This window comes from Bacteroides bouchesdurhonensis, from assembly GCF_900155865.1.
GTDB classification, from domain to species: domain Bacteria; phylum Bacteroidota; class Bacteroidia; order Bacteroidales; family Bacteroidaceae; genus Bacteroides; species Bacteroides bouchesdurhonensis.
Map to the genome: position 1 here is coordinate 3,692,986 of NZ_LT707006.1, position 11,129 is coordinate 3,704,114.

Below are 11,129 nucleotides of genomic sequence, written 5' to 3' on the forward strand. Positions count from 1 at the left end.
GCATTTTATTAATGGGTTTGGGTAATTGTCAGATCCTGATTGTTAGAAATTGTTAGGAATTATATTTTGATATTATCTATCTATTGCATACTTTTGTAACATGTATCAACCGATAATTGATAAACCTTATACATGTGCAGGTTCTAGTAAATCAGGTGCAACTTATTATGATTGTGGTTCTTGTACAAAGCAGTTCAATTCAAAAGGAACAGGTACAGCCTCTACTTGTAAGACATCGGAATAACTTTAAAGAAAACTGTTTATTGATAGTCTTTTTAAATTATAAGGCTAGCAATAAACAGTTTTCAAGTAAATTAAACGAGACCCAAATGTAATATAAGTTGATTATGAGACGATATTTTATTTTTTTATTATTATCAGTTATAGTTGTTTCTTGCAGAAATAATGAAAGTCTGTTTTGTGGCAAATTAGTCCCTGTAGAAACTTTCGAGAAAGAATATCATTTGGTTGGTAGTATGGAACAGATAGATACTATTGGTGCCTTCCAAATAGATTTTTCGGCTCCATATTTGATTATTACACAATACAAATTACCTTATTTTATTAAAGTATATGATAGTAAAACGAGAAATATTCGAGCAAATTTAGCTCATAGAGGCGAGGGACCAAATGAATTTCTTAGCTTTAGTATTTTAAACCAACAACATGACTCTATACTTTGGGCTCAAGACTACCATAAAAAGAAATTATTAGGTATTGATTTGCAAAAAAGTATAGAACAAAAAACTAATGTTGTTCGAAAAAGCTTAGATTATAAAAAAATAAATGATCCTCTGCAAGTGTTTTATTGTAACGACTCATTGCTGCTAATTAAAAATATAGAGCATGGATTAGGAGTGCAATATGTAAAATTTAACCCTTTTCGTCCAGATGAAAATATGACTAGGTTTTTTATGTACAATCCTATATTGTTGCAGCAAGATTTGAATTTAATGATGAGTCTAGCTGATTGTTTGAAGCCAAATGGTAAGATGATAGCCAGTCTAACAGGAGTACTCAATCAGATAGATATCTTGAACCTTGAAGATAGTACCCAAAATTTTTCTGTAAAAATGGGGGATGGACCTACTTCTATAGAAGATATTAGGCAAAATAGAGAAACATTATATGATTATTACATTTCCATACCCCGGTGCAATGATTCTCTGATATTTGCATTGTATTGTAATAAAGAAGAGAATGGAAAAAAGGAATTTCACGTGATTAATTGGGAAGGTAAGGCACTCTTTAAACTTTTTATTAATGAAGACTTGCGCGACTTTAATATAGATTGGCAAAATGGAAAACTTTATGGAATAACAAATAATGATATTGTATATGTTTATGATGTGAATAACATAGTAAAAACATAGTTATTATTGTAATTTCTGGTATCGCCGGACGTTAGATCCAGTTGTTGCTGTTCTCAATTTTAAATTGAACACCAATAAAACTCAAAAAACTATTTTTAATAAAAACTTAATAAAACGCAGAAATGAAAGAAATAAGAATTGTATTAATATTTTCGTTAGTTGTTCTCTTAAGTAATTGCGTGAATAATAAGAATATGCTAAATGATAAGGATTCTTTAGTCATTGAACTGAATTTTAATAATTCAGTTGATATTCATGATACTGGTCTTATTGATAGCATAGATATCTTGAGATTAAGTAATGATGCAATATTGGGGCAGGTTGATAAAATTGTAAAACATAATAATTATGTATTCTTGTTGGATGCATTTATTACTAAGTCTGTCTTTGTGTATGATTTATCAGGGAATTTTATAAAACAATTAGTGACTATTGGGAAAGGACCAAAGGAATGCTTACAGCCTATGGATATCTTTATTGATAAGAAAGAAAATATATTAGCGGTTGTTAGTAGAACAGACAAAAAGTTACTAAAATATAACTTGGATAATCTGAATTTAATGTCTGTTGAAAAATTACCAAAGCCATTTTTCTTCTTAAGCAATATAGAAAACGGATATATAGGATGTATGAATAATCTTATTGATGATAACAAACCATTCAATTTGTGGACTATGTCTAATAGCTTAGAATTAAAAAATAGTTTTTTTGAAATTCCATCTTCTTGGAATAGCATAGCGTCCGGTAACATTCAACCATTTTCTAGATACAATGATGAAGTATATTATATTCAACCTTATGATTTTAATATTTACTGTGTTGATGAAAAAGAGAATAAAGTTTCTTATCAATATGATTTAGGGAGTAATACTTGGCCTTCAGATATAAAAGAATATGAAGACATAAAAAGAATTAATGAAAATTCTCCAAATAGATACATCGGCGGCTTCTATACATTTCAGGAAACACAGAATTATTTGATTACAAGGACAGTTTTTAAAAATGAAGAGTTGTTGGGGGTCTATAATAAAAAAACTAGAGAAACTTATGTGGTAAAACCGAGTTCTTATTCTGATAAATATCTTATCTCATTTGGAAAAATAATAGGTATGGATGAGAATGCTATTTACTCTTTGGTAGCCGCTGAATCTGTAAATAAAATTATTGTAGGTAAAGATAAATATAATGATTTTGAAAGTATGTATCCAGTTCAGGTTAAAAACTTAAGAGAGAAATTTAAAGGTGTATCTATCAGTGAAGAAGATAATCCTTTTTTACTAATACATTATTTTAATGTGGAGTAGTATTATTGTAGTTCTTGGTACATATCTTGATCATTCCAAAATTGTTAAAGAAATAAATGTTTTATCCTGTTTTAGCAAAACAAATGAGAACAAGGATGTAGCGGAATCACAATATATGGTCTGAATCGAAGTATCCTTTAATAATCGCTTAAGAACTGCCGTTATTGGGATGAACGGCATATTGTTGTTGTAACTCGGTTATTGTCATATCTAAAAAATTACTTTGCAAAAGTACGAATTTTACGTGAATCTATCTCATACGGAACGTACAGATTATACATTGCTTATAAAACTAAGATGGTGAAAACAGAACAAATAAAGTCTGTTTTCACCATCATTTATCCTTTTCAAAGAGTTATATTCTCAACAATAACTCAGGATTCTTATGAATCAAAGTATTCTTATTCTATTCAGAGTAAGTTCTCCTTATTCCGGAAGCAGAGATTATCGGACGCTCCACCGCTTTACGACAAATTACACGAATATTTTCATCAACAGCACGCGTATTGTTGGAGATGTAAGGCATATCAATGGAAGGAATACCACTAAAAACATAGTCCATAGATGTCATGGGGTAAACTACATATTCAGCTTTACCCGCTTCTATAAAGGGACGATCCCGTTCATACTCCTCTGCACTCCAACATAACTTCAAAGTCTTCACGACTCATTCGTTCCCTCTAAAGAATAGAGTTAATGTAAATTAGAATTGTATATATCGCGTATGCGTGTATCTACAATAGTTCGTTAAATATTTAATTAACATTTACGCAGCAATTGCTGCAAATTTCACTCCCTCTTCCCATAGTCTTCGATTTATTTCCTCGTTAGGATTAATCCCTAACACGGAAATAAATCGTTGCATAAGAAAAAGATTGTGGCACAGCACCTTTACAGATGCCATTGATAGAACAGTTCCCTTCTCCAAGGCTTTCACTTTTGCCAGATTTACACTGGTCAATGAAGCGTTAAAGTGGAAATGCAGTTTGTCCAAGTCGCGACTTTGGCAGTCGGTCAGCCCTGTGAATTGCTTGCTATCCCGGTAGCAAAATTCAATTTGAAAACGAGTCCTGTAATAATCCAGTATATCCATCGCTTTCATCTGCGTGTCCGTAGAGAAATATAACTTACGCACCTTCTTGTCATCACTTTCCCAAATACACAATCGAATATTTCTCCCTAAGGAACGGGAGTGGACGATTGCTGAAAGTATTCGTCCCTCTCCCTTTTCCAACTGAATAATTTCAAAACGTTCCTCTTCCAAGTGTTTCATATCAATTTTACCATCATACAATTTAGGTCGGCCCTTTTTACCCGTAGGTTGTTCCATCGTCAGATACCGGAAATAAGCGTCATCCCGAAAACGACTGATGACATGGAATCCTATATCCAGGGCACCATCCACAAAAGTGGATTTAGAGAAATAAGCATCGGCAACTACATACTTGGTCAGCTGCTGAAGAGTTCCCTTACGGGTACGAAGTACATGCAAATACCAATCTATCAATGTCCATTTAGCTTGTTCCAAGGTTTTCACAGGCGGCGTTTGAACGGCCTCCAAATGGAAGCAGGTATGAAGATCCATATCAATAATACCTATACCGGAGATTTCAAGACCATGCTTAGCCATTTTTGCACAACCGGACCAAAAACGGCCCAGATAGGGAGTGCATTTCCCTGACTTGCTGATATAACTCGGATCGAAAGCGATAGCAACACGGCTACTTATCTGAGATTCAGCCAAAGTCGCATTGAAGCAGAGCCAGTCAAACTTGCGACCAAACTGCTGACGATAGCGTTGTTCGCAAAAGCGACCATAACGACCCAGTTGAAGGAAATTAATCCTACCGGGGATAATCAGATATAAAAGTAGTACTTCAAGCATAAATTTCTCACGCCATTTGTTTATCTTTGCAGCTGACTGACTCAGCAAATTATTTATTATCTCAAGATATTGGTCAAGTTCGTTCAGATTCATTTTTTTCAGGATGTAGGAACCCTTAATATAATGAATTGGTAGGACTTGACCTACTTTTTAGTTGTTAATTCAAAACTTAACGAACTATTGTATCTAAGGAAACTTCTATAAAGCCGGTACAATAGAGGAACTAAAGAAAATTGTGGCTGAGATTGAAGAAAAAGCCGAATAAAGTTGTATTACTGTATAACTTTCCATATCTTTGTATTAATAAAAAACGAAGCAATATGCCAGAAATATGTAGATTCTTTGGAATTATAATAAGTCTTTATTGGAAAGACCATAATCCACCTCATATTCATTTTGAATATGGAGACTATCAATGCTCAATCAGTGTGTTGGACAGAATCGTAAACGGTCAAGCTCCAGCTAAAGTGATTGCCAAGGTAAACGAATGGATTGATTTGCATGAAGCTGAAATTCTTACCCTATGGGAGAAAGCCCAAAGAGGTGAGAAGATTGATAAAATAGAACCTCTAAAATAAACGCTTATGTTACGAGTTGTAGATGTGGATTATATTAAAGATTACGAGCTTCTTATAACATTTAGTGATGGAAGCAAAAAAAGAGTAGACCTAAAACCCTATCTAACGGGAGAGGTCTTTGGAGAACTGTTGGATAAAGACAAGTTTATCCAATACGGACTGACACGCACCACTATCGAATGGGCAAACGGTGCAGATTTAGCCCCTGAATTTTTACACGAAATTGGAACGGCTGCATAATTATTGTGTATAGGCATGGAACTAAAAGAAATCAGTAAAGACATCTATGATGTAGATGCATGGCTGGACGAAGATCTTGGCAAAGAAGGAACTCCCGAACGTGAAAAGAACCGTGAAAAGGCATGGGAAGAGTATAACGCTCAAATCTTATTGGATGCCCGTAAAAACGCAAGACTTACGCAGGCAGAACTTGCCAAGCGCATAGGAGCCGACAAGGGTTATATCTCAAGAATAGAGCGAGGTCTTACTGTTCCAACAGTTTCTACTTTGTATCGCATTGCAGCAGCTATGGGGCTAACTGTAGAATTAAGACCTATGTAAATAAGCCGGAGCACTAAACTCCGGCTTTCAATTGATTAGCCCTTACAGAAACACGACACCTCGCAATTATCAGAAATTGTACTCTCAGACTGAATCCCAAGCACCCTTGACATTTCCTCACCTAATCCGGTAGTCATTTTCCCACCAGCAAGCGAGCTTGGAGAAAACAGGTACAGGATAATGAAGATAAATTTCTTCCGTTGGGTTACACTGTCAGTATTAGGGGGGGACATCCTCTCTCGTCTAATACCTCAACGAATATTCTATAGATTTCATGGATAAGGTTTTTATCCTCAAATTATGCAAAGCAACGCATGTGGTAAGAATCCGTTCGACGAAAGAGTTCGCTCTGAGTCTACATTCATCTTGACAATTCTCATGGCTTTGGCACTGCCAGTAATGTTATATTCTTAACAATAACTCAGGATTCTTATGAATCAAAGTATTCTTATTCTATTCAGAGTAAGTTCTCCTTATTCCGGAGGCAGAGATTATCGGACGCTCCACCGCTTTACGACAAGTTACACGAATATTTTCATTAACAGCACGTGTTTTGTTGGAGATGTAAGGCATATCAATGGAAGGAATACCACTAGAACAATAGTCCTGAGATGTCATGGGGTGAACCATATATTTAGCTTTACCTGCTTCTATAAAGGGACGATCTCTTTCATACTCTTTCGCACTAACTTCCAACATATATTCAAAATACGAACGGCTCATTTCTATTTGTTCTTCAAGAGGCAAAGTCTTGTCTATATTCCAAATCCCTGTACAATCCATAGGATACAAAGGATTCCCTTCCTGATCAAGGACTAAAAGATACATATGCCCAGGAACTACTACTAATTGAATACTTAATCCAATACTAAGACAAAGGCTTGCCATTGCACAAGTAAGTGTAGCACAATCTCCCTGACCATTATTAAACACTTCAGCAAAAGTAGATCGATGCGTTCCCTCTGAAGAATATGCCACACCATATTTATTCATCAACCAATAAAATGCAGCCAATTGCTCCTTTACATAATCATTACCCCATTGATAACCAACAAAATCATTTTTTATTTCTGACATATCTACATCATTTATCGCTTCCTGTTTAAGTTTACTTACCATGGGATTATTGGGTGAAACATAGCCAAAGAAAAAAGGATTAAAAGAACAATAAAATGCTTCATCATCTTCTCTAATAGGGTATTCACCCCAATCTAAAGTTCTCAAAAACGCAATATAATCCTTATTATCTGGAATATCCTTCTTCCAATAAATAGTATATATAGCTTCTTGAAAAGGAGAGACCCTAAATTGTTTGGAATATCGACAAATCACATTTCCTTTCAAACCGATTTCCCATTCCATTGTAATGGGCATCGCTGATTTTATAGAAGAGAACACTTCATATTTCCACTTAATAGGAAAAAACATCTCAATACGGTCGTCCCCGGTTGTCAGCATAGTTACCGTTCTCTCTTCATTGAGGGCAGAAGTTTTCATAGTCACATTGATTTCCTGACCGGCAGCCGGATTATCAAAGATTAGCTTCATATCTTCAAACGGATCTCCCATTTTATAATATTTACTGATACTTGGAGCCAGATAAGCAAAAAGTGGTGAAACATAATCATCTCCCCTAGGCTCTAACCAACTCTGCGACAATGCTTTTACATTCAAATCCCGCATTGGAGTTTCTTCGTTATCGGTCTCCTCCACCACAGTGGTATAATAAGTATTCTTCTCACAAGCAACCAAACAGACCGCGAAACACATCCCGACAAATATCCGGGAAAATAAATTTATTTTCATATATATATTATTAAAAGCTATGCAAAGATACGTTTATAAATCGATATTGCTCAAACTTCACTAAACAATATCCATTAGAATAAAAAAAGTACCATTTTGCAGCTATCTCCCACTATCATCGCGTTAAATTATCCTTAGTTCATTCATAACTAAAGGAAAAGAACTATTTTTGTTTTAAAATTTATAGTATTTATATGCAAACATCGGATAGCATCGTAATTATCCCTACTTACAATGAGCGGGAAAACATAGAGAATATCATTCGTGCCGTTTTCGGACTTTCCAAGATATTTCACATTTTAGTCATAGAAGACGGTTCGCCGGACGGAACGGCAACCATCGTAAAAACTCTGCAACAAGAATTTCCCGAACGCCTTTTTATGATCGAGCGCAAAGGAAAATTAGGATTGGGGACCGCTTATATTACCGGCTTTAAGTGGGCTTTGGAACACGCTTACGAATATATCTTTGAAATGGATGCCGACTTCAGTCACAATCCCAACGATCTTCCCCGTTTATACAAAGCTTGTTCGGAAGAAGGAGGAGATGTATCCATCGGTTCACGCTACGTAAGCGGGGTAAATGTGGTAAACTGGCCAATGGGACGAGTGTTGATGTCCTATTTCGCTTCCAAATATGTACGTTTTATTACAGGAATTCCTGTGCATGATACTACAGCCGGATTTGTTTGTTACCGTCGGCAAGTGCTCGAAACGATTGATCTGGACAATATCCGTTTCAAAGGATATGCTTTCCAGATAGAGATGAAGTTTACCGCTTATAAGTGTGGATTCAAAATCATTGAAGTACCTGTTATTTTCATCAATAGAGAGTTAGGAACTTCAAAGATGAATAGTAGTATTTTTGGTGAAGCCATATTTGGTGTGATTAAGTTAAAAGTTAATAGTTGGTTCCATAAATTCCCACAAAAGAGATGAAACGTATTCTGATTGAAAATGCTGTTATAATCAACGAAGGAAGAAAAGTATTAGGTTCCGTCGTTATTGAAGACGAAAAGATTGCTGAAATATTAGTAGGCGACCAAAAAACAGTTGTACCTTGTGATGAAATTATTGATGCAACGGGATGCTATCTTCTACCGGGAGTCATTGACGAGCACGTCCATTTCCGCGATCCGGGACTGACACATAAGGCAGATATTACCACTGAAAGTCGTGCAGCAGCAGCAGGAGGCGTTACTTCCATCATGGACATGCCGAATACGAATCCGCAAACTACTACTTTAGAAGCTTTGAATGAGAAATTCATACTGCTGGCGGAAAAGTCTGCAATCAATTATTCCTGTTATTTCGGGGCTACCAACAATAACTACACTCAATTCGATCAATTGGACAAACACAGGGTTTGTGGTGTAAAGTTGTTCATGGGGTCCAGTACAGGCAATATGTTGGTAGACCGGTTGGCTAGTTTGCGTAATATCTTTGGAGGTACTGATTTGTTGATTGCCGCCCATTGTGAAGACCAGGGAATTATCAAAGAAAATACAGATAAATATAAGAAAGAGTACGGAGACGATGCTCCTTTAGAACTGCATCCTGTCATCCGCTCGGAAGAAGCTTGTTACCATTCTTCTGAGTTGGCAGTACAATTGGCAAAGGAAGCAAATGCACGTTTACATATCATGCATATTTCTACTGCCAAAGAACTAAGCCTCTTCGAGAAACTGCCTTTAGCACAAAAAAGAATTACTGCGGAGGCCTGTGTATCTCATTTGCTCTTTACGGAAGAGGACTACCAGACTTTGGGCGCACGTATCAAATGTAATCCGGCCATCAAAACAGCTGAAGATAGGAAAGCATTGCAAGAAGCCGTTAATAGTGGTTTGATTGATGCTATTGCTACCGACCACGCTCCGCATTTATTGAGTGAGAAAGAAGGAGGAGCTCTCAAAGCCATGTCCGGTATGCCGATGATACAGTTCTCACTGGTGAGTATGTTGGAGTTTGTGGATAAAGGAATCTTTACTATCGAAAAGGTAGTTGAGAAAATGTGTCACGCTCCTGCACAAATGTATGAGATACAAAAACGTGGATTTATCCGGAAAGGTTATTTCGCCGATTTTGTTCTGGTACGTCCCGGAAGTGAATGGACCGTTACTACCGACTGCATCCTGAGCAAATGTAAATGGAGCCCACTGGAAGGACATACTTTCAATTGGAAAGTAGAGAAAACATTTGTAAACGGACATCTGTTATACAACAATGGAATTATTGATGAAGAATATCGCGGACAAGAGCTATTTTTTGAAAGATAAATAGTTTCAAAGTGTTTCATATAGAAGAACACTCTGTTCCATATAGAAGAACACTCTGTTCCATATAGCGAAACAAAGTGTTTCATGCCTTGGAACAACTAGTTTCACCCTATTGAAACTAAGTGTTTCACGCCTTGAAACTAAAAGTTTCAACCATTGAAACCAATAGTTCCAAACCTTGAAACCATCAGTTCGAAACGTTGAAACTAACACTCCGATCCGTTCATTTCAATAATATCATTATAGATCTCCCAAATTCCGGTGATAGGTGATAGATCGGGTGATAGGTTATTTATCAACCTATCACCTCTTGAAACACCGATGAACAAATAGATTCAGCACATTGGTGATAGGTTGATAGAGAAAATGCAGTTTTTTCCTATGTAGAAGAAGAATTGGAATGAAACGAATAAATCAGTCTTAACTCGTTTAATACAGTAGTTTATGATATTATCTTATAAAATACATGATGTTGCCCCCTACATTAATTGGATTTACTTTTTCCATGCCTGGGGATTCCAACCACGTTATGCAGCCATTGCCAACATTCACGGTTGTGACGTATGCCGCGCCTCTTGGCTGACAACTTTTCCAGAGGAAGAGCGAAGCAAAGCTTCAGAAGCCATGCAACTGTTCAAAGAAGCAAACCGGATGCTCGACATGCTCGATGCGGACTATGAAGTAAAAACAATCTTCAAACTCTGCAAAACTAATTCAGACGGAGATAATCTGGTGATCGAGAAAGAAGAAAATCAAACGGTTATTTTCCCACTACTCCGCCAACAAACTCCCAAACGGGACGGTAGCCCTTTCATCTGCCTGAGCGATTTCATCCGTCCCCTATCTTCCGGCATTCCGGACACAATGGGTGTTTTTGCTTCCTGTATCGACGCGGACATGGAAGGGTTATACGAACAAGATCCTTATAAACATCTACTCGTTCAAACTCTTTCAGACCGTCTGGCAGAAGCTGCCACAGAAAAAATGCACGAATATGTACGCAAAGAATTCTGGGGATATGCCAAAGATGAGAATCTGGCAATACCTGACTTATTGGTAGAGAAGTATCAAGGAATCCGCCCTGCCGTAGGTTATCCCTCCCTTCCCGACCAATCAGTCAATTTCTTGTTGGACGAAATTCTGGATATGAAACAAATAGGAATCAGTCTCACTGAGAATGGGGCTATGTATCCTCATTCTTCTGTTTGCGGCCTTATGTTTGCACATCCCGCCTCCGAATATTTCTCTGTAGGGAAAATTGGTGAAGACCAACTCGAAGACTATGCACGAAGGCGAAAGAAAAGTATGGAGGAAATGCGCAAATTCCTGGCTGCCAATTTGCAATGA

Annotated in this window: 11 protein-coding genes and 1 pseudogene; 8 read left to right on the forward strand and 4 right to left on the reverse strand. The window is 36.7% G+C overall.

What is annotated here, in order from left to right; all coding sequences use genetic code 11:
* Positions 1-347: 347 nt before the first annotated feature.
* Together CZ225_RS15860 and CZ225_RS15865 are read left to right on the forward strand one after the other, a co-directional pair.
* Positions 348-1,373 (forward strand): hypothetical protein, encoded by a 1,026-nt coding sequence (locus CZ225_RS15860; protein ID WP_077154676.1) that lies wholly within the window; start codon positions 348-350, stop codon positions 1,371-1,373.
* A gap of 122 nt (positions 1,374-1,495) precedes the next feature.
* Positions 1,496-2,677 (forward strand): 6-bladed beta-propeller, encoded by a 1,182-nt coding sequence (locus tag CZ225_RS15865; RefSeq protein ID WP_083714657.1) that lies wholly within the window; start codon positions 1,496-1,498, stop codon positions 2,675-2,677.
* Between the two features lie 406 nt (positions 2,678-3,083).
* Here the strand turns inward: CZ225_RS15865 and CZ225_RS15870 are convergent, their stop codons facing one another.
* Together CZ225_RS15870 and CZ225_RS15875 are read right to left on the reverse strand one after the other, a co-directional pair.
* On the reverse strand, positions 3,084-3,341 hold the full coding sequence (locus CZ225_RS15870) for a hypothetical protein (RefSeq protein WP_129585817.1): 258 nt from the start codon (positions 3,339-3,341) through the stop codon (positions 3,084-3,086).
* Between the two features lie 102 nt (positions 3,342-3,443).
* Entirely contained in the window at positions 3,444-4,655 is a 1,212-nt protein-coding gene (locus CZ225_RS15875; protein WP_077152843.1) for a transposase, read from the reverse strand.
* 227 nt (positions 4,656-4,882) lie between these two features.
* Between CZ225_RS15875 and CZ225_RS15880 the strand changes: the two genes are divergently transcribed.
* From CZ225_RS15880 to CZ225_RS15890, 3 genes are read left to right on the forward strand one after another with little or no spacing between them, the layout of a single operon-like run.
* Positions 4,883-5,140, forward strand: a complete 258-nt coding sequence (locus tag CZ225_RS15880; protein WP_077154678.1) for a DUF4160 domain-containing protein — start codon at positions 4,883-4,885, stop codon at positions 5,138-5,140.
* A 6-nt stretch (positions 5,141-5,146) separates the two neighbouring features.
* A complete protein-coding gene (locus tag CZ225_RS15885) occupies positions 5,147-5,380 on the forward strand; it encodes a DUF2442 domain-containing protein (RefSeq protein WP_077154679.1) in 234 nt (77 codons plus the stop codon).
* 15 nt (positions 5,381-5,395) lie between these two features.
* Complete coding sequence (locus CZ225_RS15890) at positions 5,396-5,701, forward strand: helix-turn-helix domain-containing protein (RefSeq protein ID WP_077154680.1); 306 nt, start codon at positions 5,396-5,398, stop codon at positions 5,699-5,701.
* Positions 5,702-5,763: 62 nt separating this feature from the next.
* Here the strand turns inward: CZ225_RS15890 and CZ225_RS24720 are convergent.
* Positions 5,764-5,993, reverse strand: a pseudogene (locus tag CZ225_RS24720) (hypothetical protein); the annotation flags it as partial.
* A gap of 161 nt (positions 5,994-6,154) precedes the next feature.
* Positions 6,155-7,507: a hypothetical protein gene (locus CZ225_RS15900; RefSeq protein WP_129585818.1), complete on the reverse strand. Its 1,353-nt coding sequence runs from the start codon at positions 7,505-7,507 to the stop codon at positions 6,155-6,157.
* A gap of 194 nt (positions 7,508-7,701) precedes the next feature.
* Between CZ225_RS15900 and CZ225_RS15905 the strand changes: the two genes are divergently transcribed.
* The 3 genes from CZ225_RS15905 (at position 7,702) to CZ225_RS15915 (ending at position 11,129) form a co-directional block, all read left to right on the forward strand.
* Positions 7,702-8,445, forward strand: a complete 744-nt coding sequence (locus CZ225_RS15905) for a polyprenol monophosphomannose synthase (protein WP_077154682.1) — start codon at positions 7,702-7,704, stop codon at positions 8,443-8,445.
* Complete coding sequence (locus CZ225_RS15910; RefSeq protein WP_077154683.1) at positions 8,442-9,782, forward strand: dihydroorotase; 1,341 nt, start codon at positions 8,442-8,444, stop codon at positions 9,780-9,782. Before CZ225_RS15905 ends, CZ225_RS15910 begins: the two co-directional genes overlap by 4 nt.
* A 444-nt stretch (positions 9,783-10,226) precedes the next feature.
* Positions 10,227-11,129, forward strand: a complete 903-nt coding sequence (locus CZ225_RS15915) for a vitamin B12 dependent-methionine synthase activation domain-containing protein (RefSeq protein ID WP_077154684.1) — start codon at positions 10,227-10,229, stop codon at positions 11,127-11,129.

Coding starts and splice junctions, on each gene's coding strand:
- CZ225_RS15890 (WP_077154680.1), top strand. CDS start 5,396: ATGGAACTAAAAGAAATCAGTAAAGACATCTATGATGTAGATGCATGG.
- CZ225_RS15865 (WP_083714657.1), top strand. CDS start 1,496: ATGAAAGAAATAAGAATTGTATTAATATTTTCGTTAGTTGTTCTCTTA.
- CZ225_RS15875 (WP_077152843.1), bottom strand. CDS start 4,655: ATGAATCTGAACGAACTTGACCAATATCTTGAGATAATAAATAATTTG.
- CZ225_RS15900 (WP_129585818.1), bottom strand. CDS start 7,507: ATGAAAATAAATTTATTTTCCCGGATATTTGTCGGGATGTGTTTCGCG.
- CZ225_RS15860 (WP_077154676.1), top strand. CDS start 348: ATGAGACGATATTTTATTTTTTTATTATTATCAGTTATAGTTGTTTCT.
- CZ225_RS15910 (WP_077154683.1), top strand. CDS start 8,442: ATGAAACGTATTCTGATTGAAAATGCTGTTATAATCAACGAAGGAAGA.
- CZ225_RS15880 (WP_077154678.1), top strand. CDS start 4,883: ATGCCAGAAATATGTAGATTCTTTGGAATTATAATAAGTCTTTATTGG.
- CZ225_RS15915 (WP_077154684.1), top strand. CDS start 10,227: ATGATATTATCTTATAAAATACATGATGTTGCCCCCTACATTAATTGG.
- CZ225_RS15905 (WP_077154682.1), top strand. CDS start 7,702: ATGCAAACATCGGATAGCATCGTAATTATCCCTACTTACAATGAGCGG.
- CZ225_RS15885 (WP_077154679.1), top strand. CDS start 5,147: ATGTTACGAGTTGTAGATGTGGATTATATTAAAGATTACGAGCTTCTT.